Source organism: Atribacterota bacterium, assembly GCA_028717805.1.
Classification (GTDB): Bacteria; Atribacterota; Phoenicimicrobiia; order Phoenicimicrobiales; family Stramentimicrobiaceae; genus Stramentimicrobium.
In genome coordinates, this window is sequence record JAQUNC010000005.1 from 47,175 (window position 1) to 69,579 (window position 22,405).

21 protein-coding genes and 3 tRNA genes are annotated in these 22,405 nt (G+C 34.9%); 23 read left to right on the forward strand and 1 reads right to left on the reverse strand.

What is annotated here, in order from left to right:
- Positions 1-44 precede the first annotated feature (44 nt).
- The 10 genes from fdhF to amrA all read left to right on the forward strand — a co-directional run bounded on the left by fdhF (position 45) and on the right by amrA (position 11,490).
- Complete coding sequence (gene fdhF, locus PHD84_02245; GenBank protein MDD5636625.1) at positions 45-2,783, forward strand: formate dehydrogenase subunit alpha; 2,739 nt, start codon at positions 45-47, stop codon at positions 2,781-2,783.
- 33 nt (positions 2,784-2,816) lie between these two features.
- Entirely contained in the window at positions 2,817-3,689 is an 873-nt protein-coding gene (locus PHD84_02250) for a formate/nitrite transporter family protein (GenBank protein MDD5636626.1), read from the forward strand.
- Positions 3,690-3,824: 135 nt separating this feature from the next.
- Complete coding sequence (locus PHD84_02255) at positions 3,825-4,472, forward strand: molybdenum cofactor guanylyltransferase (protein MDD5636627.1); 648 nt, start codon at positions 3,825-3,827, stop codon at positions 4,470-4,472.
- Entirely contained in the window at positions 4,459-5,229 is a 771-nt protein-coding gene (gene fdhD, locus PHD84_02260) for a formate dehydrogenase accessory sulfurtransferase FdhD (GenBank protein MDD5636628.1), read from the forward strand. Before PHD84_02255 ends, fdhD begins: the two co-directional genes overlap by 14 nt.
- A 66-nt stretch (positions 5,230-5,295) precedes the next feature.
- On the forward strand, positions 5,296-5,715 hold the full coding sequence (locus tag PHD84_02265) for a pre-16S rRNA-processing nuclease YqgF (protein MDD5636629.1): 420 nt from the start codon (positions 5,296-5,298) through the stop codon (positions 5,713-5,715).
- A gap of 224 nt (positions 5,716-5,939) precedes the next feature.
- Positions 5,940-8,255: a carbamoyltransferase HypF gene (hypF, locus tag PHD84_02270; GenBank protein ID MDD5636630.1), complete on the forward strand. Its 2,316-nt coding sequence runs from the start codon at positions 5,940-5,942 to the stop codon at positions 8,253-8,255.
- 30 nt (positions 8,256-8,285) lie between these two features.
- Entirely contained in the window at positions 8,286-8,501 is a 216-nt protein-coding gene (locus tag PHD84_02275) for a HypC/HybG/HupF family hydrogenase formation chaperone (GenBank protein MDD5636631.1), read from the forward strand.
- A complete protein-coding gene (hypD, locus tag PHD84_02280; GenBank protein MDD5636632.1) occupies positions 8,498-9,580 on the forward strand; it encodes a hydrogenase formation protein HypD in 1,083 nt (360 codons plus the stop codon). Before PHD84_02275 ends, hypD begins: the two co-directional genes overlap by 4 nt.
- A 260-nt stretch (positions 9,581-9,840) precedes the next feature.
- Positions 9,841-10,851, forward strand: a complete 1,011-nt coding sequence (gene hypE, locus PHD84_02285) for a hydrogenase expression/formation protein HypE (GenBank protein MDD5636633.1) — start codon at positions 9,841-9,843, stop codon at positions 10,849-10,851.
- A gap of 114 nt (positions 10,852-10,965) precedes the next feature.
- On the forward strand, positions 10,966-11,490 hold the full coding sequence (amrA, locus tag PHD84_02290; GenBank protein ID MDD5636634.1) for an AmmeMemoRadiSam system protein A: 525 nt from the start codon (positions 10,966-10,968) through the stop codon (positions 11,488-11,490).
- Positions 11,491-11,666: 176 nt separating this feature from the next.
- On the opposite strand, the gene PHD84_02295 is transcribed toward amrA, so the two are convergent.
- Entirely contained in the window at positions 11,667-12,950 is a 1,284-nt protein-coding gene (locus PHD84_02295) for an SLC13 family permease (GenBank protein ID MDD5636635.1), read from the reverse strand.
- Between the two features lie 741 nt (positions 12,951-13,691).
- Here PHD84_02295 and PHD84_02300 point away from each other — a divergent pair.
- From PHD84_02300 to PHD84_02360, 13 genes are all read left to right on the forward strand, one after another.
- Positions 13,692-14,732: a rod shape-determining protein gene (locus PHD84_02300; GenBank protein MDD5636636.1), complete on the forward strand. Its 1,041-nt coding sequence runs from the start codon at positions 13,692-13,694 to the stop codon at positions 14,730-14,732.
- A 99-nt stretch (positions 14,733-14,831) separates the two neighbouring features.
- On the forward strand, positions 14,832-15,659 hold the full coding sequence (gene mreC, locus PHD84_02305) for a rod shape-determining protein MreC (GenBank protein MDD5636637.1): 828 nt from the start codon (positions 14,832-14,834) through the stop codon (positions 15,657-15,659).
- Between the two features lie 25 nt (positions 15,660-15,684).
- Positions 15,685-16,968 (forward strand): pitrilysin family protein, encoded by a 1,284-nt coding sequence (locus PHD84_02310; protein ID MDD5636638.1) that lies wholly within the window; start codon positions 15,685-15,687, stop codon positions 16,966-16,968.
- Between the two features lie 16 nt (positions 16,969-16,984).
- Positions 16,985-17,173: a DUF951 domain-containing protein gene (locus PHD84_02315; protein MDD5636639.1), complete on the forward strand. Its 189-nt coding sequence runs from the start codon at positions 16,985-16,987 to the stop codon at positions 17,171-17,173.
- Between the two features lie 140 nt (positions 17,174-17,313).
- Complete coding sequence (gene rpsF, locus PHD84_02320) at positions 17,314-17,643, forward strand: 30S ribosomal protein S6 (protein MDD5636640.1); 330 nt, start codon at positions 17,314-17,316, stop codon at positions 17,641-17,643.
- Positions 17,644-17,733: 90 nt separating this feature from the next.
- On the forward strand, positions 17,734-17,970 hold the full coding sequence (gene rpsR, locus PHD84_02325) for a 30S ribosomal protein S18 (GenBank protein MDD5636641.1): 237 nt from the start codon (positions 17,734-17,736) through the stop codon (positions 17,968-17,970).
- 52 nt (positions 17,971-18,022) lie between these two features.
- Complete coding sequence (locus PHD84_02330) at positions 18,023-18,991, forward strand: YybS family protein (protein MDD5636642.1); 969 nt, start codon at positions 18,023-18,025, stop codon at positions 18,989-18,991.
- 75 nt (positions 18,992-19,066) lie between these two features.
- Positions 19,067-19,591, forward strand: a complete 525-nt coding sequence (rplI, locus tag PHD84_02335; protein MDD5636643.1) for a 50S ribosomal protein L9 — start codon at positions 19,067-19,069, stop codon at positions 19,589-19,591.
- Positions 19,592-19,633: 42 nt separating this feature from the next.
- Positions 19,634-20,971, forward strand: a complete 1,338-nt coding sequence (dnaB, locus tag PHD84_02340; GenBank protein MDD5636644.1) for a replicative DNA helicase — start codon at positions 19,634-19,636, stop codon at positions 20,969-20,971.
- A gap of 117 nt (positions 20,972-21,088) precedes the next feature.
- Positions 21,089-21,164 (forward strand) — tRNA-Lys (locus PHD84_02345).
- Between the two features lie 6 nt (positions 21,165-21,170).
- Positions 21,171-21,243: transfer RNA gene (locus PHD84_02350), tRNA-Glu, on the forward strand.
- 22 nt (positions 21,244-21,265) lie between these two features.
- Positions 21,266-21,341: transfer RNA gene (locus tag PHD84_02355), tRNA-Val, on the forward strand.
- A gap of 559 nt (positions 21,342-21,900) precedes the next feature.
- A partial coding sequence (locus PHD84_02360) for an NYN domain-containing protein (GenBank protein ID MDD5636645.1) occupies positions 21,901-22,405 on the forward strand: 505 nt, incomplete at its 3' end.

A 22,405-nucleotide genomic window follows, 5' to 3' on the forward strand; every position in this document is an offset into this window, starting at 1 on the left:
GAATTAAAATGAAAGATACAGGAATAAAAAAGGAAAAAATGGCGATGCCGTTGGTCCAAGTAACAATAAATGACAAAAAAATTATGGTAGAGCCTGATTCAACAATCCTGGATGCAGCAACTAAGGCAGGCATAAGAATTCCCACGTTATGTGCTATGCCAGAAATCAATCATTATCCAGGCTCTTGTCGTATGTGTGTGGTAGAGGTTAAAGGTCATCCCTGTCTGGTTGCCTCATGTGTATATCCAGTACAGGAAGGTATGGTAGTGTATACCCATAGTGAAAGGGTAATTAACGCTCGCCGAGCCGTATTGGAATTATTATTAACTACGCATCCTCTGGATTGTATGACCTGTGAGAAGAATGGTGAATGTGATTTGCAAGACTTAGCTTATGAATTGGGGATTAAAGAATCCGGTTTTGGCAGAAGTGAAAGAAACCTTCCTATCGACGAAAGTAATCCTTTTATTTTAAGAGATTTGAATAAATGCATTCTTTGTCGAAGATGTGTAGAGATATGTAACGAGATTCAACAATCAAGAGCTATTGGATTCGGATATCGTGGTACAAAAACAGAAGTCATTGCCGGATTGGGCAATAAATTAGGACATGAAACAAAAATTACTATTGGTTCAGAAAAAAATCCCGATTATTCTAATTGTGTTTCTTGTGGACAGTGTGTTGCGGTATGCCCTGTTGGAGCATTAACTGATAAGGCAGCTATAGGAAAAGGAAGAGCCTGGGAATTTGAAAAAGTTCATACTACCTGTAATTACTGTGGATGTGGATGCGGATTTGACCTGAATATTAAAGATGGCAAGGTAGTTAAGGTTACTTCCAATCCTGATAGTGTTGTCAATGGCATTAATCTCTGTGTGAAAGGGCGTTTTGGAAATGATTATATTCATAGGGAAGATCGCTTAAAAACTCCCTTAATCAGGAAAAATGGTAAATTAGAACCAGCTTCCTGGGATGAAGCGCTGCAGTTAATCAGTGATAAATTTCAAGAGATCAAAGAAGAAAGCGGAAAAGATAGCTTAGCGGTTCTTTCTTCAGCCAAATGTACTAATGAAGAAAACTATCTACTAATGAAATTTGCCAGGGCAGTCCTGGGAACGAATAATGTTGACCATTGTGCCCGGCTTTGCCATTCAGCCACTGTTGCTGGCTTGGCTCAAACCTTTGGTAGTGGTGCCATGACTAATTCTATTACGGAAATTGCCCATGCTTCGGTTATTTATTTAACCGGTTCCAACACTACTGAGAACCATCCTATCATTGCCCTGGAAATAAAAAAAGCAGTAACTAAAAATGGAGCAAAATTAATTGTAGCTGATCCTAGAGAAATAGAGTTAGTCAAATATGCTACTCTCTGGTTAAGGCATAGACCAGGAACAGATGTAGCCCTGTTTAATGGTTTGATGAATGTTATAATTACTGAGGGATTGGAAGATAAGGAATTTATTAAAAAACGAACCGAAGATTATGAAAAAATGAAGGAAGTAGTTCTCAAGTATACCCCAGAAATAGTAGCGAAGATTACCGGAGTTCCTGCCGATGATATCAGGAAAGCAGCAAGAATTTATGCTAAAGGTCCTAATACTTCTTTAATTTATTCCATGGGGATTACCCAACATACCAGCGGTACTGATAATGTTCTTTCAACTGCCAATATAGCGATGTTAACTGGTAATGTAGGGAAGGAGAGTTCAGGAGTAAATCCTTTAAGGGGACAAAGTAATGTTCAGGGCGCTTGTGATATGGGAGCTTTGCCCAATGTGTATTCCGGTTATCAGACCGTAGCGGACCCCGCAATTCAAGAGAAGTTTTCTAAAGCCTGGCAGGCTGAATTGTCAAATAAGGTCGGACTCACAGTTGTTGAAATACTTAATGCCGCATATGATGGCAAAGTGAGAGGTATATTCATTATGGCAGAAAATCCAGCTATGTCAGATCCTGATTTAAACCACGCCCGTGAAGCTTTAAAGAAAACTGATTTTTTAGTGGTATCAGATATGTTTATGACTGAAACAGCTGAAATGGCTGATGTAGTGTTGCCTGGTGTTAGTTTTGCTGAGAAAGATGGCACTATTACTAATACTGAGAGAAGAGTGCAAAGATTCTATAAAGCTATTGAACCAATAGGAGAATCAAAACCGGAATGGCAGATAATCTGTGAACTAGCTCAGAAAATGGGATATAATAATATGAGCTACAATAGCCCTGCTGAAATTATGGAAGAAATTGCTCAACTCACTCCAATTTATGGAGGGATACTCTATCCAAGATTGGAAAAAGAAGGGTTGCAATGGCCTTGTCCAGATACCAAACATCCTGGGACAAGGTTCCTGCATAAGGATAAGTTTAGCAGAGGAAAGGGAAAGTTCTTCCCAGTTGAATTTAGAGAGGCTGCCGAACTTCCTGATGAAGAATATCCTTTAATCTTTACTACTGGAAGAGTATTATATCATTTCCATACCGGTACAGTTACCCGAAAATCTAAAGGGCTAAGCGAAGTATATAAAGAAGCATTAGTTGAGATTAGCCCTCAGGATGCCAGCGAATTAAGTATAAAAGATGGTGAAATGGTTGAAGTTACCTCTCGAAGAGGAAAGATTCAGGCAAAGGCTAAGGTAACTGAAAAATCTGATAATGGTGTAGTATTCATGAGTTTCCATTTCCATGAAGCTGCTGCTAATTTATTAACAATTGCAGCCCTCGATCCAGTTTCTAAGATACCAGAGTATAAAGTGTGTGCTGTTAAAATTAAAAAGATATCCTAAAAATAAATATTATTAAAAAAGGAGGATACTAAGTTGAGTACAGAGAAAGATAAAATTCAATTAGCGCAAGATGTAACAACGCCATGTAATCCACCAGGTGCAATTGCTAATGCTTTTTGTACTATTGGCAAGAACAAGGCTGGTCTGTCATGGAGTAAAATGATTATCTTAGGTATTCTGGCGGGTGCTTATATCAGTTTTGGTGCGCAACTGGCTACTATGGTTACTTATGATGCAGTAAAATTTGTAGGTGATGGGATTACTAAATTTTTATTTGGTAGTGTTTTTTCAGTTGGTCTTATGCTGGTTGTTATTGCCGGAGCAGAATTATTTACCGGAAATAATTTAATCGTGGTGGGCACTTTAAACCAGAATGTTACAGTAGGAAAATTGTTAAACAGCTGGGTTTGGGTATATATAGCAAATTTTATTGGTTCTCTTTTGATAGTATGGTTGATGTATAATGCTCAGCTTTGGAAGACCGGAAATTTTGCTGTAGGAGCAAAGGCTTTGGCCATAGCCAATGGTAAGGTTAATCTAACCTGGAGTGCAGCTATAGCACGAGGAATTCTCTGTAACTGGCTGGTATGCCTGGCAGTATGGATGGCAGTAGCAGCTAAGGATGTTCCTGGTAAAATTCTTGGTATCTATTTCCCCATTATGGCTTTTGTAGCCAGTGGTTTTGAGCATAGTATTGCCAATATGTATTTTGTACCCATGGGTATATTGTTAAAAAATAATACTTCAATAGTAGCAGCAGCAGGATTAACGGATCAGCTTAGCCGATTGAATTGGGGTAGTTTTTTATTTAATAATTTATTACCAGTAACTATAGGCAATATAATTGGCGGAGCCTTCTTTGTTGCTACTATATATTGGTATGTTTATTTAAGAGATAATAAATAATATATAGAACAGAAATAATTAAAGGAATTCAGGGCTATACTGGTAAGAATAGGTATAGCCCTTTTTAACTTATTTATAATATGCACTCATGATGATTTTGTTTCTTACTATTGATCTAAATTAGTGAGTATAAAAATGAATATAGAGAAAAAATATACTGCTATTTCAGTTATAGTATTAGCAGGCGGTAGAAGCAGCAGAATAGGTTTAGGTAAAGATAAAGGCTATCTGAAATTTAGGGGCACTATCCTTATAAAACGAGTTATTTTAAATATTCTTTCTATAGAAGGGATTACAGAGCAAGATATTATTATTGTAGGACCCAGAGATAGATTTCCCCAATATAAGTTAACTGTAGAGGATATCTACCCCCAAAAAGGGCCATTAGGAGGGATTTTTTCAGGTTTACAATATTCCAAAACATTTTATAATCTAGTTATAGGATATGATATGCCCTTTATTGAGAAAAGATTAGTTGCATATATGATAGAAAATATGGAAGGTTATGATATAGTAATTCCCACTCATGGCAAGGAATTATTCGAACCTTTATGTGCCATTTATAGTAAAAATTGCCTGAAAATAATTGAACAGAATTTAAAAAAGGGTACCCTGGCGGTAAGAGATATTTTTCCCTTTTTAAAAATTCGCTGGATTACCGAAATGGAAATCAGAAGATGTGATCCAGAATTACATTCTTTTTTTAATATTAATTTTCAAGGTGATTTTATTGAGGCAGAGAAATTGGAAATAGACCGGAGAAAAAAGAATGTTAACAAATAATAAGGGCACTGAAACTGAAATAATCCAGGTTAATAAATATGAGAGAAATAAGGTTATTGATTTAGTAGCCAAAGAGAAAACTTTAAATATTTATGTTAATCAGAAATATATTGTTACCTTAAATTGCAGTCCGGGTAATTTGAAATATTTAGCAACAGGGTTTCTATACAGTGCAGGTATTGTGCAGGATAAGAATGGAATAATTTCAACTAAAACAGGGAAGAAAGGAATATATTTCCAGATTAATAATTCTTTATTTTCGCCGGATAAAATATACAGTGCTAATCTTATTAATCAAATTAAGCAAACAGTACCAGGAAATAGAGGACCCCTGTCTATTGAAAATAGTAGCAAACTCAATATCAGCACTATTTATTTGCTCATCACTCTTATGCAGGAAAAAGCTGAATTTTTTAAGTTAAGTGGCGGTGTACATAATTGTGGTTTAGCTAATCTTAATGGTTGTCTTGTTCTATTTTGCGAGGATATAAGTCGTTATAATACAATAGACAGAATTTTAGGAGAGGCATTCTTAAAGAATATTAATACAGATGATAAGATAATTTTGACTTCCTGTCGTATTACTTCTGGAATTATGCAGAAAATTATAAAGGGAAATATTCCTATTGTTATTTCCCGATCTGCTCCCACTGATTATGCGATTCAACTGGCGGATAAGCAAGGAATCACTCTTATTGGATTTGCACGTGGGGAAAGAATGAATATTTATGCCCATTCTGAACGAATTGATAATTAAGGTCAGTTTGAAGATTTATCTATGCTGTTGCTATAACGATACAATGAATTGATAAAGGGATTAAAAGTGAAAAAATTTATACTATCGATTGATCCAGGTAGAAAAAAGTGCGGTATAGCACTGGTGGATTACAAATTAAGATATATAGCAGGTGAGGTTGTAAACAATGAGAGATTGATGGACCGGGTAAAAAATTATTTAGGAAAATACCAGATTAAAAGCATAGTAGTGGGAAGTGGAACAAATTCAGAAAATATTATTGCAGTTATCAAGAAAAATTTTCCGGAGTTATTTATCACTGTAATAACAGAAGAAGATACTACCAGGTTAGCAAGGAGATATTTCTTTGAACATAATCCGCCAACCGGCTGGTTAAAACTTATTCCTATTTCTCTTCGCATACCTCCTCGACCTTATGACGATTTTGCTGCCTATGTAATTGCCAGAAAATTTTTCTCTGATTATCAACAAGATAAGAAGTTGTAGAGATATTCTTTACCTAACTTCACAACTAGTACATAGTATATTTAGTATTCGTATAGCATATAGTGTGAAGAAGATATAGCGTCATATATTTGATTTTAATGAAATATAACTAAAAGTAATAGATAAATATCAAAAATAGAAAAATAACAGTTACTAAATGTTTTAGCTGAAAACTAAAACCTTCAACCAAAAACCATTGTACTTAAATATATTTCGGGGAAAAGATGAAAATAAGATACAAGCTTACTATATATGGTATTGTTCAGGGAGTAGGTTTTCGTCCCTTTATTCATAAATTGGTAAAAAAATATAATTTATATGGATGGATTTGTAACTCCAACCAGGGAGTAGAAATGGAAATTGAAGGGGAGGACTCCGATGGTAGGGAATTTTTAAAAGAATTAAAAAATCATCTCCCTCCCTTAGCTCTTATTGATGATATCAGAATTAAAAGGTTATCCTGTATTGGATATTCCAAATTTGCCATAAAGAAGAGCAAATCCAACCATAGACATCCTGTTATTCTTATGCCCCCCGATATTTCCATTTGTGAGGATTGTAAAACAGAACTGAATGATCCTTCTAACCGACGTTATCATTACCCTTTTATTAATTGTACCAATTGTGGCCCTCGTTTTACTATTATTGAAGACATGCCTTATGATAGGGATAAGACTACTATGAAAAAATTTGTTATGTGTACTGATTGTTTTAATGAATATCATGATTTAGAAAACCGTCGCTATCATGCTCAACCTAATGCTTGTCCAGTTTGTGGCCCACAAGTTTCTCTTTATACAGGTAACCAGAAAGTTGTTACGCAGGACCCTATCCAGGAGGCGCAAAAGAGATTGAGAGGAGGAGAGGTGGGTGTAATAAAAGGATTAGGAGGGTTTCATCTGAGCTGTGATGCTCAGAATAAGGAAGCCGTATCCAGAATTAGAGAAATAAAGAAAAGAGACCAAAAACCTTTTGCTTTGATGGCTGAAAGTATATCAAAAATAACAAATTTCTGTTATGTATCTGTGCTGGCTCGGAAATATTTAGAGAGCAAGGAGAAGCCCATCGTACTTTTAAAAAAGAAAAGAATTTGCCATTTATCACCAGCTATTGCTCCTGGTAATGCCTATCTTGGCTTTATGTTACCTTATACCCCCTTACATATTTTATTATTACAAAAGAGTAACCTGGTCCTGGTTATGACCAGTGCTAATTTCAGCGATGAACCAATTATCATTCAAAATGAAGAAGCATTTCAGAAATTGGCACAGCAGGTTGACTTTTTACTTCTCCATAATCGACAGATTTACAATCGCTGTGATGATTCTGTTTTAAAGATAACTGCTCATCATTCTATCTTTATTAGAAGGTCAAGAGGTTATGCCCCATTTCCCATTGTGCTCCCGGAGGAGGCTAAATCTATACTGGCCTTAGGTCCAGAAGAAAAGAATACAGTATGTCTTACTCGTGATCGTTATGCCTTTCCCAGTCAGCATCTGGGTGATTTGAAAAACAGGGATAGCTTCCAGGCCTATCAGGAAGCCATCAAACGTCTAATTCGGGTATTTCAATTTAAACCAAAGGTTATTGCCTGTGATTTACATCCTGATTATCTTTCTACTCATTATGCTGAGGAATTATCCCGGCAATTCAGAGTGCCCTTGTTGAAGATTCAACACCATCATGCCCATATTGCCAGCTGTATAGCTGAAAACTATATATCTGAAAAGGTGATTGGAGTTGCCTTTGACGGTACCGGTTTTGGTCTGGACGGTGCTATCTGGGGAGGTGAATTCCTGGTAGTTTCACCGAAGGATTGCTTGAGAGTGGGTCATTTAAAATATGTAGCTATGCCCGGGGGAGAACAAGCTATACATCAACCCTGGAGGATGGCTTTTAGTTATCTTTACTCCCTTTCCGGACAAGAGGCTGATTCTATTCGATCGGTATTAGGGGAAGGAAGAGAGAAAAAAGATTTTCAGTTACTGAAACAGATGATAGATAAAAGGATTAATTCACCTCTTACCTCCAGCTGCGGCAGATTGTTTGATGCAGTTGCTTCTCTAATTGGACTAAGAGATGGGGTGGCTTTTGAAGGACAAGCTGCTATGGAGCTGGAAGCTTTATGTCAGACTAAATATAAGGATAATTATAATTATCAAATTACTAGAGAAATTAACGGCTTGGTGGTAGATACTGGAGAAATGTTTCTACAGATAATTAATGATTTAGAAAGGAAAATTCCTTTACCCAGAATTGCCACTCAGTTCCATAACACAGTTGCTGATATTATTCTTTCCTTATGTGTTAAAATAAAAAAGGAATTTAATATCAATTATGTTGCTTTAAGCGGAGGAGTTTTTCAAAATAGCTTTCTTTTAGCTCAAACTATGAAAAAATTAAAAAAGGAAAACTTTACAGTCTTAATACATAAAAAATTACCGCCTAACGATGGCTGTATTGCCCTGGGACAGGCGGTAGTTACTGATGCGCGTATCAAGTCTGGTAAAATTATATGTGGTTTTTACAAATGTAAATGAGATCTTTGAGAAAGTAAAAGAGGTATTTGTATGTGTCTGGCTATCCCTGGTAAGATAATAAAAAAAATAAATTGTGAAGAGGCAGAGGTTCTGTTGGGGAATATAAAAAAGTCGGTTAGAATTGACCTTTTACCTGAAATTGAAGAAGGAGATTATGTGCTTATTCATGCTGGATATGCCATTACTAAAATCGATTCCCGGGAGGCAAATGAGATAAATCAAGCCTGGGAGGAAATACAGTCTTGAAGTATTTCGATGAATATAGGGATAAAAGGCTTTGCCAATCAATAATAGAAAGAATCAAGGAACTGACAACAGAAGAAATTAATATAATGGAAGTTTGCGGAACTCATACTATGTCCATTTTTCGTTCTGGCATAAAAGACCTTTTGCCGGAAAATATTCATTTAATTTCAGGTCCTGGTTGTCCGGTATGTGTTACTCCCATATCCGATATCAATCATATAATTGCTCTGGCTAGAATGGATCGAGCAATAATAGCAACTTTTGGAGATATGATAAATGTACCTGGTAGTTCTTCTAGCTTGAAGAGGGAAAAAGCAGATGGGGCTGATGTCAGAGTGATTTATTCACCACTCCAAGCACTGGAAATTGCCCAGGAATTTCCACAGAAACAGATTATTCTGGTTGGGATTGGATTTGAGACAACCATACCTTTGCTAGCCAGTGTTGTTCTAGAAGCAAAAAAGAAAGCAATTACTAATTTTTATCTCCTAAGTCTAACCAAGCTCATGCCTCCTATTATAAGGGCACTTTTACAGAGTCAGGAGGTAACAATTGATGGGATGCTCTGTCCCGGTCATGTCAGCACTATTATTGGGACTAAACCCTATCAATTTATTCCGGACTGTTACCATATTGCCTGTGTAATTGCCGGCTTTGAACCAATCGATATTTTAATAGCAATCTATCATCTCATCCTGCAGAAGATTAAAGGTGAGCCGCAGGTAGAAAATAAATACCGGAGAGCGGTGAGGGAAGAAGGCAATCTGGTTGCCCTTAATTTAATAACTCAGATTTTTTCTACTGTCGATAGTGAATGGAGAGGCATAGGAATAGTAGCTGACAGCGGTTTAGATTTAAAATCCGAATATTCTGATCTAAATGCCCGTAATTTTATAGTTAAAGTAGAAACAACCAAGGAAAATAATCAATGTAGATGTGGAGATGTCTTGAGAGGTGTAGTTACACCCTTACAATGCCCACTTTTCCAGAAATTATGTACACCTGAGAATCCGGTGGGTGCCTGTATGGTCTCCAGTGAGGGAGTTTGTGCAGCATACTACAAATATAGTTCAGTATAACATTATAAATATAGGAATAATTAAAAAAGTTTTAGTTAACAGTGGTCAGTTTAAATAAATCAATGCCTGTAATATTCAGTAATGTTTTTCTAATTTATTAAAACAATGTGGGAATAATAAAAAATAGTGAAATATGGCATATTATTTTCTTGCTTATTTATCCGGTTCTTAAACTAAAAACTAAAAATTGCAAACCAATTCAGTAAAATATAGTGATAAACTAAAAGATTTTGCCATGTTCTCCAAAGAAAGGATGAACAATGACCGACCAAATAATAACTATAGATTATGGTAGTGGAGGTAAATTAACTAACCAGTTAATTCGCTCTCTATTTTTAAAATATTTTAATAATCCGATCTTAAATAAACTGCACGATGGAGCAGTTTTACCACCAACCAATCATAGAATTGCCTTTTCTACAGACTCTTACACTGTGAGCCCCATATTTTTTAAAGGTGGGAATATCGGACATCTAGCAATAAATGGGACCATAAATGATATAGCCATGTGTGGAGCTATCCCAAAATACCTCAGTGTATCTTTAATTATTGAAGAAGGTACTTCAATGCAAATACTGGAACAAATAACCTGTAGCATGGCTGAAGCAGCAAATAAAACAGGCATTCAGATAGTTACCGGAGATACCAAGGTTGTCAATAAAGGAGATGTTGATGGTATATTTATAAATACCACAGGAATAGGTTATATTGATTCAGGTGTTCACATTCATCCTGGGAGAGCACAGATTAATGATGCAATTATTATCAATGGACCTATCGGAAATCATGGTATTAGCATTCTATCTTCTCGAGAAAACCTTCAGCTTGAAGAGAGTGTCCTAAGCGACACAGCCCCCCTGGCTGATTTAGTACAAGAGATGCTCTCTATAACCAAAGAAATTCATGTATTACGTGACCCTACCAGAGGTGGACTGGCTACTGCTTTAAATGAAATTGCCCAATCTTCTCAGGTAGAAATAGAAATTGAAGAAGAAAATATTCCCATTGAGGAAACTGTAAAAGATGCCTGTAAAATTCTGGGTTACGATCCTCTTTATTTAGCCAATGAGGGAAAGTTAATTGCCTTTTTGCCGGAGCAATTTGCCGAAGAAGTAGTACAAAAGATGAAAACCAGCAGGTATGGAAAGCAAGCGGCTACTATTGGCAGAGTAATTACTCAGGGAAGATCAGAAGTGTCTCTAAAAACTGATATTGGTGGAAGAAGAATAGTGGGAATGCTTAGTGGAGAGCAACTCCCCAGAATATGTTAAAGCTTTATATATTAAAGACAAAAAGGCTTTGGTAATTTTTTATATATATTTATTATGTTTTTTCACTAATAATTTTTTAGTAATTACTAGTTTTAAAAAAGGAGCTGAACTACAATGGGCCATAAAAATGAGAGTACCCCAGTGGCATTAGCCAGGAAAAGCATTATTTATTACTTGCAAAACAGAAAAAATATGATTCCACCTGATGACCTACCTCGAGAGCTAATGGAGAAGCAGGCAGGAGTTTTTGTTTCATTAAAAAAAGAGGAAAGGTTAAGAGGTTGTATTGGTACCTTTCTTGCTACAAAAAGTAATATTGTTTTAGAGATTATTGAAAATGCAGTAAGTGCCGCTATACGTGACCCCAGATTTTCTCCAGTAACTCCAGATGAAGTAGATAAATTATCAATCTCAGTAGATATTCTTTCCAATCCAGAAGAAGTAAAAGATATAAAACAGCTAAATCCTAAAAAATATGGTGTTATAGTCAGTTGTGGATTTAAAAAAGGCCTTTTATTGCCAGATTTGGAAGAAGTAGATACTGTAGAGCGGCAAATTGATATTGCCAGACAAAAAGCAGGAATATATGTGGGTGAAGATTTTACAATTGAAAGGTTTGAGGTAAAAAGATACTATTAAACTGCCAACTGCATTTGTTCTTATATTGCTATTGAGTCAATTTTATGAGATTCTTTTATAAATTAAAAGATAGGAAGGAAAACAAGAGTTTTACCACTAACCTTTTAGGAGATTTTCTTATTTTTCCTATAGGAATTATTATGCATTCCTTTTTACTACCTGCTTTCTGATGTGAGCTAGTACAGATATCTAAAGTAGAAATAGATTGAAACTACAAACAGGTCAATAATGACTAAGGGGAAAGCAATCTTAAAAAAATGCCAGAAGTAAATAGGTTGATTATTTTTTTCTGCAATTTCAGCCACGATTAAATTTGAAGCTGTCCCGATTAGGGTGCCATTGGCGCCAATATTTGCACCCAAGGCTACAGTAATCCAGATAACCGGAGCAGTAGCAGGAAATTCTTTGACAATATGTTCAATGATAGGAATGGCAATACTAACAATAGGTATATTATCTAAAAATGAAGAGAGAAAAGTAGTTGATATTAGAAATAAATAATCAAGATATTGAAAATTAGCTCTACTTAACTGAATAATTTTATTTGTTAATATACCTATTATTCCGTGTTGTTCCATGGTACCAGCCAATACATTTAATCCAATCAGAAAAAATATAATTCCCCAATCTATCTGAGAGAGAATAAAATCAGTAGATTTTTCAGGTGTTAAAAAGAATAGTAGAAGGGAAATAAAAAGAATAATAACTGCCAGATCAACTGCTATTCTATGAGAAAAAAGCATTAGAACAATACCGATAATTACCAGGATTACAATTTTTTTGAACAGAATATGATCGGTAATGCATTCACTCTCCTTAACTTCATTTAAGCGTGATAATAGATGTTCCGGTATTTTACTTTCTAATAGTTTTTTGCTAAAAATGATTTTGAAGTAATAAATATTTACTATGGTGAGAATTACCGCTACCGGCAGAGCATGGTAAATAAAATCAAGATAAGAAAAATGAGCTGCTGAACCAATCATGATATTTGTTGGTGTTCCTAAGTAAGTAGCCATACCACCTATATTGGCAGAAATAATTTCAGATATCAAGAAAGGCAGGGGAGATATTCCCAGGATAGAGGTCAATGCTATAGTAATATTTGCCATAAATAAGACTGTGGTGATTTCATCAAAGAAGGAAGACAGAATCCCAGTTAAGAGGGATAATAGAATAAGCAATAGCCAGGGATTCCCATGACTATGTCGCATTACTTTGATTGCTAAAAATTGAAATATCCCGCTATCTTTGGCAATGTTGGTAAAAATTATTACCCCGATAATAATACCTAATTTATTAAAATCAATATAACTAATAGCCTTTTCAAAAGAGATGAGGCCGATAAGAATTACTAAAATTGCTCCAAAAAAAGATGAGGTGGTTCGTATTCGTCGATTGGTAAAAATAAAGAAATAGACTATACTGATAATTATAATGGTTAAAATTAGTTGATTCATGAATCAGAACTCCACCTGAGAATCGATTGTGGTTCGACCATAGAATCTTACCTTGCTCTCTTGATTAAAGATAATTTTTATTAATTAGTTTGCCTTATTAGCAGCTATTATTTTCAAAATAAATATTTACTAAAAATATCAGGCAAATAATATTTCTGGTATATTTTACCTGGAAAAAATCATGAAATTATCAAAGTTAGATTGCTAAATAAATGGAATGTATTATATAATTACGCCAGATCCATTTGAGGCTTTGAAATATCGTCTAAAAATATAATAACACAAAAAATCATTTACGGTAGAAAGAAATATTATTTTTTTATATTTTAGAAAACATGTTATCATTATTTCATAGTAGGGGAAATTTTTTGAATTTCCCCTACTATGAAATAATCTTTTTTAAATAAACTAAATAAGGTACAATAATACTATATTTGATTCTAAAGGTATATAATTACTAAAATTGTTATAACTCAGGTATAAATGGAGTTCATTATATAATTATTTAAAACAAGGTATTCAGGGAAGGTATCCCCTGAAACCCCCCAAAGGAAATAATTTATTTCACTATTGAAAATCACCTTCTTTTAAGGTGTTCATGGCTAAACAAAACGGTTTAAGTATCTTAAAAAAACCACCCGTTATACAGGTGAATGTCTATTAATTTATATACCTGAAAAGCAGAAAATTAATGATATATTTATTGTTATAATAAAATCTTAACTAAAAGAGGCTCTATACATGTTCAACTTTTCTCTTTCTCTTGCTCTTTCCCGAAACATTGGTATTGATTTGGGCACCAGTACCACCTTAGTATATGTAAAGGGAAAGGGGATTATTCTAGAAGAACCTTCCGTAGTGGCTTATCAAAAAAATAGCAATCGTGTTTTGAAAGTGGGAAAAGAAGCAAAGTCTATGATTGGGAGAACACCGAGAGGTATTTATACTATTCGCCCTTTACAGTATGGCGTGATTGCTAATTTTGAAGTAACTACTGAAATGCTGCGCTATTTCATTAAAAAAATTTTCGCCCGTTATCAATTTATCAAGCCTTCTATTACTATCTGTGTTCCCTCTGGTGTTACTGAAGTTGAAAAAAGAGCAGTGTCGGAGGTAGCTTATGAATGTGGTTCACGAAGAGTATTTTTAATTGAAGAGCCTATTGCCGCGGCTATTGGTGCGGGATTGCCTATTTTTGAACCAATGGGTAACTTAATTATTGATATGGGCGGTGGTACTTCAGAGGTAGCGGTAATTTCTTTGGGAGGGATTGTAGTAAACGAAATAACCAAGGTTGCTGGCGATTATTTGAATCAACAAATAATTAAGTATATTAAAGATAACCATGGGCTTTTCATCGGGGATTTAACTGCTGAGGATTTAAAAATTTCACTTTCCAAAAACAACACCCAGAAAGAACAAGATTATTTTGAGGTAAGAGGCAGAAATCGTCTCAGTGGTTTACCTATTAGAATCAGATTAACCAAGGATGAATTAAAAGAGGCTCTCTATGATTCAGTCGAAGTAATAGCCAATACGGTGAAGATGGCTTTAGAAAAAACACCTCCAGAACTTGTTTCTGATATCATAAATAAAGGATTAGTTATGACCGGAGGGGGAGCCTTGTTATCTGATTTAGATAAAATCCTTCAGGCAAAAATAAAAATTCCTGTTTTTATATCCAAGGAACCACTGTATTGTGTAGTAAAAGGAACTGGAGAAGCGTTAGAAAATTTTGACAGATATAATAGGATTCTCATAAGAACTTCCAGGAGTAAATGATAACTGAATCAGACAGTTTAAACTTTTAAAGTTACTTATGAAAAGGCTGGGCTATTTGCTTTCATATAAAAAGGGCAGAATAAATAGGAGTATTTTTCATTGAGAAAGTTTTCTAAGGAGAGAAGGGCATTTATCTTGTTTTTATGCCTTTCGTTATTATCAGCTCTGCTTATCACTGTTGACTATCATGGTAAGGGAATTATAGGATTATTAAAAGATATAGGATTTTTAGTCCTGAAGCCAGTTAATTATACTGTTCAAAATACAGTAAACCGGTTCGAAAAGTATTTTCAAATATTTACTCAAACTGAGAGTATACATCAAAAAAATTGGCAATTACAGCAGGAAAACCGGGAGATTTTGCATGAGAACGCCATTTTGAAAGAAAAATTGGCTGCCTATGAGCAAATAGCAAAAATGGTGCAATTTAAGGAATATTATAATTATGAAATGATTCCAGCTCAGGTGATTGGCAGAGAACCGAGTAACTGGTTTCACAGTGTAATTATTGATATGGGGAGCAAAGATGGAGTCGAGGTAGATATGGGAGTTGCTACTTATAAGGGTTTGGTAGGTAAAGTGATTCAGGTAGGATACAACACCTCAGAGGTAATTTTATTGATAGATCAAGGTTGTTCAGTGGGTGCTCTGATTCAAAGGACCAGAGAAATTGGAATAATAAAAGGAGGGACTGAAAGCGCCTACTGTTATCTTGATTATATTGCTCACGATGCGGATGTTCAGATTAATGATATTGTAGTTACCTCAGGTATGGGTAGTTCAGTGCCAAAGGGAATTATCATTGGTCGGATTGTAGCTGTGAAAAAGGAAAAACACGACCTTTTTCAAAGAATTTTAATTAAACCAGAAGTTGACTTTAATAAACTGGAAGAAGTTTATATAGTAAAACTTCCGGAATATGAATAACAAAGGTGGAGATAATTTATAAGGCATGAGTATGGTTGAGTCAATAAAAATGGATAATGGACTTCAAATAATTTCCTGCTTGATGCCGCATATGCAGTCTGTCTCAATTGTGATAGGGATTAAAGCCGGCTCTATCTATGAAACAAAACGTCAACAGGGTATTTCTCATTTCATTGAACATATGCTTTTTAAAGGTACTGAAAAGAGAAAGAATACCTTAGAAATATCTCAAGCAATTGAGCAGTTAGGTGGAGAAATAAATGCTTCTACTTCGGAGGAATGCACCTTTATTTACAGTAAGGTATTACATAGGAATTTTGCTGATGCTTTTGAAGTACTGGTCGACATATTGAATAATTCGCTTTTTAGAGCAGAGGACATTCGCCAGGAAAAAAAAGTAGTCATTGAAGAGATTAATAAATATCAGGATATCCCAGAGGATTGGATCGTATTTTTAATTAATAGGTTAATGTGGAAGGATACAGCATTGGGACAAAATGTTTTAGGAGAGAAGGGGACTGTCAGAAGATTTAACCGTAAATTATTATTACAATATTTTCAAGAAATGTATCAGCCTCGAAATATGGTAATTAGTATTACCGGCAATATTTCTCCAAAGGCAATTACCATTATGCTAAAAAAATTTCCTTTTCTTGCCAGGGAAGGCATACCCAGAAAAATTTCTACCATTGGTGAGGCAATATCTCAAATTCCTGAGTTAAAACTAATAAACAAAAGGGTCAATCAAGCCCATCTCTGCTTTGGTTTTGAAGGCATTTCCAGGTTTCATCGTGATAAAATTACTATGGATTTGCTAAATATAATTTTGGGAGCTGGCTTGAGTTCCAGGTTATTTCAGGAGATTCGCGTTAAAGAAGGACTTGCTTATGATATACATTCCTATCCCCAATATTTTAATCAAACAGGTTCATTTAATATCTATGCTGGAGTAGTTGCTGATGGATTAACGCATAGCATTCAAAAAATCTTAGATGAACTAAAAAGAATTAAAGAAAAGCATATTTCTCATACTGAATTAAAAATAGCCCAGGAAATGTATAAAGGAAGTATTTTGATGGGACTGGAAAATACATTAAGCCATGCTTTTCGCTTGGGAAGTTATGCTCTATTATACGATAAAGAATATAACTACAAGGAGATCATTGACCGTATAGAAAGTGTCCAGGCAGAGGATATCAGAAAATTAGCGGAAAATATATTTCAGAACCATAAGATAAAACTGGTCATCTTTTCACCCAGTGAAATGAAAATCAGGAAGGACAGTTTGCTCGCCATCTTAAAAGTATAAAAAGCAGGAGCAATCAATGCCACTGGATTTAAGAGTAGGAGATATAGTTAAATTAAAAAAGAAACATCCCTGTGGAGGATATCATTGGGAGATAACCAGGACCGGAATTGACATTGGATTAAGATGTCTTTGTTGTGGCAGAAAGGTATTGGTTCCCAGAGCAAAGATTGAAAGAAGGATTAGACTGATAATTAAAAGAGATTGAGTAAAAGATTATTTTAGAAAATTTATTGTAATATAAATGTTGATATATAAAATACTGAATGTTATAATGATAAAGCATTTTTCCTTGCTCCTACCAGAAATATCAGGGAGGGGCTATTATGACCAGAAGGAGGTGAGTAAATGCGTAATTACGAAATAATGATTTTATTTGATCCCAATCTGCAGGAAGAGGACCTAAAGGCTTTACTTGACAAAATCCGCCAAACGATAACTACCAATCAAGGGAAAATAATCAAAACAAATCAATGGGGCAAAAGAAAATTAGCTTATGAAATTAAAAAATTTCAGGAAGCCCTCTATGTAATCATTGATTTTGAATTGGAACCAGAGCTTATAGCTAATATTGAAAACAGCATTAAATTTGAAGAAAAGATAATAAGGTATCTTCTGGTTCTTGGTTCAGAGAAAGTGGTTAAACCCCACAATGAAAAACCGAAAGTGGAAAAATAGACCTCAATTTACTTTAGTAAGGTAATTTTAATAGTAAACATTTAGAATATTTAAGATATCAAGATATGGAAAACAGGAAGGAAATAGTGAATGATAAGAAGGAATAATTATAGAGGATTACGAGTAAGAAAAAAAATTTGCTACTTTTGTGCCGAAAAAAAAGAAGCAGACTATAAAGATGTCGAACTGTTAAATCGTTTTATAAGTGATCAGGGGAAGATTTTGCCACGCAGAGTTACTGGAAATTGTGCCAAACATCAGAGAACCCTGGCTGCGGCAATAAAAAGAGCAAGAGAAATTGCCCTGCTCCCCTTTGTTAATCGTTAGTAAACATTTTAATTCAGACAGTAGAGGAGAAACAGAAGGGATTGTTTGATTTTTGAGAGATAATATGCCAACTAAATCAATTGTTGAAGGTGCTTTTCTTTCAGCGATTACAGCATTATTATTTTTAGCCAGCCTTTATATTCCTTTACTGGGAACTTTAATTAGTTTCTTATGCCCTTTACCGATAATTATTTTATGTTTACGACATAATGTAAAAGTTGCCTTGCTTGCGCTTTTTATTTCTTTCTTTCTAGTTACTTTAATGGCTGGACCATTTCAGGGCTTGATTGCGGTATTGGGTTTTGGGATACTGGGAATTGCTTTAGGTATAGCTATAAAGAAAAAATTCTCAGTAGTTGAAATACTTCTAATAGGGAGTATTACTTCTTTTATATCTAAAATATTATTAATGTTTATTGGATTATGGCTGGTGGGAGTTAACCCGTTATTACTTGGGGTGGAACAGCTCGATCAGAGCATCAATCAAAGTCTATCATTTTATCAAAATATTGGTATCAGTCCTGAACAGTTAGAAACTTTTAAAAATTCTCTTTTACAGTCATTAGAATTGATAAAGATAGCTTTTCCAGCAATGCTAGTACTTGCATCGGTATTTGATTCCATAATCAATTATTGGGTAGCAGGGAAGATATTAAAGAGATTTGGATATTTACTCCACCCTTTTACCCCATTTCATCAATGGAGGGTTGGGCACTCCTTTTTTTGGAGTTATATGCTGGGAATGTTTCTGCTTATCATAAATGCTAGATACAATTTACCTGTATTGGAAAGAGTGGGCGTAAATATTCAAATATTATTCTCTATAATTTTTTTGATTACTGGTTTAGCCCTGGTATCTTATATATTTTATTATTACAAGATTAAACCTTTTTTCTTCTGGGTAACCTGTTTTTTGATCTTTTTTCAACCCTTTCTATCTTTAGCGGTTACCTGGATAGGAATACTCGATGTTTGGTTTGATTTTCGCAAATTATTATTTCCGGGGAAGAAAACTGATTGAAGAAAAAATAATAAGTAAAGAAAATGAAAAGTTTAGGGAAATATTTTTCCCGAGAACCATAGGGAGGTACAGTCTATGAAGGTTATATTAAAAGAAAATATTGATAATTTGGGGTATACTGGAGATGTAGTAGAGGTTAATAGGGGGTATGCCCGAAATTTTTTATTTCCCAGAGGTTTAGCCATTGAATATTCCAGTGGTAATTTGAAATTTATTGAACATCTCAAGAAGAAAGAATGGGAAAAAAGAAATCGAGAAATATTAGAAGCAAAAGAATTAGCAGAGAAGCTTAATCAGCTTGAAATAGTTTTTACAGTGAAAGCAGGTAAGGATGGAAAATTATTTGGATCTATCACCCATAAAGATATTGCCCAGTATTTGGAAGATAATTGTCAGATAGAGATTGACCGTAAAAAGATTGAGCATAATGAACCTATGAAAAAAATTGGAAACTATCAGGTGAGCGTTCGTTTGCATAAAGAAGTAAATGCCCAGTTAAGTATCAAGATAATTCCGGAGGAGGAAATGAAGAAGGAAGAAGAGGTTCCCACTGAGCAAAAACAAGAGGAAGGAAAAATAGAACAGAAAGATAAGGAATAATAAAAACTTCCAAACAGATAAGAGTGAAATAGGAGAAAAAAGATGGAATTAACCAGAAGTGCTCCCCAAAATATTAGTGCGGAACAAGCTACTTTAGGTTCTATTCTTTTAGAAAAGGATTCCATATTAAATTGTATAGAGATTTTACAACCGGAAGATTTTTATAAAAGCGCCCATCAAATAATTTATCAATGTGCTCTTGATTTATTTGAAAAGAACCAAGCAGTAGATTTAGTAACTCTAACGGAAGAGCTAAAAAAAATGAAGCAGTTGGATGATGTGGGAGGCGCTTCTTACCTGGCAACTTTAATGAGCAGTGTCCCTACTGCTGCCAATGTCGTTTATTATGCCAAAATCGTGGAAGAAAAGGCAATTTTAAGAAAATTAATTAATCATGCTACCCAGATTGTTACTATGGGTTATGAAGAACAGGAAGAGGCACGGGTATTACTGGATAAGGCGGAAAACCTTATTTTTGATGTATCTCAACAAAAAATTAAGAATTTCTTTAGCCCCCTTAAGGATTTACTAACAGAAAGTTTTGAAAAGATTGAAGATTTATATCATAGTGGAAATTTTATCACTGGGGTTCCTTCTGGTTTTATAACATTTGACGAATTAACCACTGGTTTTCAACGTTCAGAGTTGGTAATTGTTGCCGGAAGACCATCTATGGGAAAAACAGCTTTTTGTCTAAATATTGCTCAATTTGCCGCTATGCAGCATAAGATTCCGGTGGCTATTTTTAGTTTGGAAATGTCTAAATCACAAATAGTACAGAGGATGTTATGCTCAGAGGCTCGTATTGACACCCATGCTTTGCGCAGGGGGATAATGCCGGAAGAAGACTGGCCTAAATTATCTCTGGCTGCTGGTCGATTATCCGCTGCACCTATCTTTGTTGATGATACTGCAGGAATATCGCCATTGGAAATTAAAGCAAAAGCCCGAAGATTAAAAGCTAAACATGAATTAGGTCTTATTCTTATTGATTATCTTCAGCTAATTCAGACTGGACTAAAAATTGAAAACCGTCAGCAAGAAATATCACAAATTTCCCGATCTCTGAAAGGCCTTGCCCGGGAATTAAATATTCCGGTAATAGCGGTATCACAGTTATCAAGAGCTGTAGAACAACGATCTAATCAACGACCCCGTCTTTCGGATTTAAGGGAGAGCGGAGCTTTAGAACAGGATGCTGATGTTGTAGTATTTATATATCGAGAAGAATATTATAAACCAAAAAGCAGTAAAAAGGGAATTGCCGAGGTGATTATCAGCAAGCAAAGAAATGGACCTACAGGGACTGTAGAATTAGCTTTCTTAAAAGAATATACCCGTTTTGAGAACTTAGCCAGAATAGCAGAAGAAGCTGAATAAAAAATAGGAACAAGTATTTGAAATAAGCGTTTTTTGAAATTTCGTTGACACTTTTTCTAAAATATAGTACCATTGTAAAGCAATAAAAAAGAATAAGTTATAAAGGAGCCTATTTGCGGGCCGTTAGCTCAGTTGGTAGAGCATCTGACTCTTAATCAGAGGGTCGCAGGTTCGAGGCCTGCACGGCCTACCATAAATTGCCTCCATCGTCTAGAGGTTCAGGACACCGCCCTTTCACGGCGGCGACAGGGGTTCAAATCCCCTTGGAGGCACCTCCTTTTATCTTAGAGTAATGGGCGGATAGCTCAGTCGGCAGAGCACCTGCTTCACATGTAGGGGGTCACAGGTTCAAGTCCTGTTCCGCCTACCATTATTTTGTTCTTCAGAATTTCTACCATAATAACATCAGAAATACTCTCATTAAAAAAGAGAATTTAAGAAAAGCTTTCTTTTTGAGAATATTGTGATAAGAAGTTTTAGCTCTCTTGGCTATTTATAATAACTTATGACAGCGCAGGTTAAGACCATAGTAAAGATAAAGTCAATTTTGGTTCAGCCTATCTTCCCCTCTGTTATAGCTAAAGTAAGAAAAATTAAGAAAAATGAAATAAGAAGTTATAGTCTGGATCATTGTTATAATATACTATGCTGCACCTTTCGGAGGATTTGGATTTGGTGAATTTAAAGAACAATTCCTAAATCTTAACTTATTTTGTTTAGTCAAATTAAAGAAGGAAGATTTTATGGATTAGCAAAAGTAGGTCTACCTGAAACCAGGAACATTTTGGCAGCAGAAAAAAGTACCCACAAAAATTTGACACAGACCTTGAAGCTTGGCTTGACAAAATAGAATATAGATATATAATATAAGTAACAAATCCTTATCGTTTGTTTCGGCTACGGTAAGTAACGAGGACTCTTCGGAGTCCTTGTTTTTTATATCTAAAAATTATATTCTATATCTTAATGAACATTTATATCAATTCCATATCATGAATTCAAAAAACCCAAAGCAAGTTACTGTTTTTATAGATAACAGTAATGTTTTTCATCATCTCCTCAATTTAAGAAAGATTGACAAAGAGTGGGTCTGTTTATATGACCCGCTAATACTTGCCGAAAAATTAGCAGGAAACAGAAAGTTAGTCTATACAGGATTTTATTGTGTACGTCCTCCCTCATACCTCCTTAATGGAACTGCAGAAGAGCAAAGAAGATATAATATGGCACAAAAGTATTATGAGAGGATACAAAAGCTTCCCAATGTTTCAGTTAAATTTGGCTATTTAAAAGGATCAAAAGGTCAGCTTCAAGAAAAGAATCTGGATACTCAATTAAGTTGTGATATGGTGGCAATGGCAGCTCTTAACAAATACGATGTGGCTATTCTTATTGCGAATGATGGAGATTATAAAAGCGCTATCGAAAATACCA

Excerpts from the sequence above, each read along its gene's own strand:
- PHD84_02255 (MDD5636627.1), top strand. The coding sequence starts at position 3,825 with ATGAATATAGAGAAAAAATATACTGCTATTTCAGTTATAGTATTAGCA.
- PHD84_02300 (MDD5636636.1), top strand. The coding sequence starts at position 13,692 with ATGTTCAACTTTTCTCTTTCTCTTGCTCTTTCCCGAAACATTGGTATT.
- fdhD (MDD5636628.1), top strand. The coding sequence starts at position 4,459 with ATGTTAACAAATAATAAGGGCACTGAAACTGAAATAATCCAGGTTAAT.
- dnaB (MDD5636644.1), top strand. The coding sequence starts at position 19,634 with ATGGAATTAACCAGAAGTGCTCCCCAAAATATTAGTGCGGAACAAGCT.
- rplI (MDD5636643.1), top strand. The coding sequence starts at position 19,067 with ATGAAGGTTATATTAAAAGAAAATATTGATAATTTGGGGTATACTGGA.
- PHD84_02315 (MDD5636639.1), top strand. The coding sequence starts at position 16,985 with ATGCCACTGGATTTAAGAGTAGGAGATATAGTTAAATTAAAAAAGAAA.
- rpsF (MDD5636640.1), top strand. The coding sequence starts at position 17,314 with ATGCGTAATTACGAAATAATGATTTTATTTGATCCCAATCTGCAGGAA.
- PHD84_02310 (MDD5636638.1), top strand. The coding sequence starts at position 15,685 with ATGAGTATGGTTGAGTCAATAAAAATGGATAATGGACTTCAAATAATT.
- hypE (MDD5636633.1), top strand. The coding sequence starts at position 9,841 with ATGACCGACCAAATAATAACTATAGATTATGGTAGTGGAGGTAAATTA.
- PHD84_02275 (MDD5636631.1), top strand. The coding sequence starts at position 8,286 with ATGTGTCTGGCTATCCCTGGTAAGATAATAAAAAAAATAAATTGTGAA.
- fdhF (MDD5636625.1), top strand. The coding sequence starts at position 45 with ATGCCGTTGGTCCAAGTAACAATAAATGACAAAAAAATTATGGTAGAG.
- rpsR (MDD5636641.1), top strand. The coding sequence starts at position 17,734 with ATGATAAGAAGGAATAATTATAGAGGATTACGAGTAAGAAAAAAAATT.
- hypF (MDD5636630.1), top strand. The coding sequence starts at position 5,940 with ATGAAAATAAGATACAAGCTTACTATATATGGTATTGTTCAGGGAGTA.
- PHD84_02295 (MDD5636635.1), bottom strand. The coding sequence starts at position 12,950 with ATGAATCAACTAATTTTAACCATTATAATTATCAGTATAGTCTATTTC.
- amrA (MDD5636634.1), top strand. The coding sequence starts at position 10,966 with ATGGGCCATAAAAATGAGAGTACCCCAGTGGCATTAGCCAGGAAAAGC.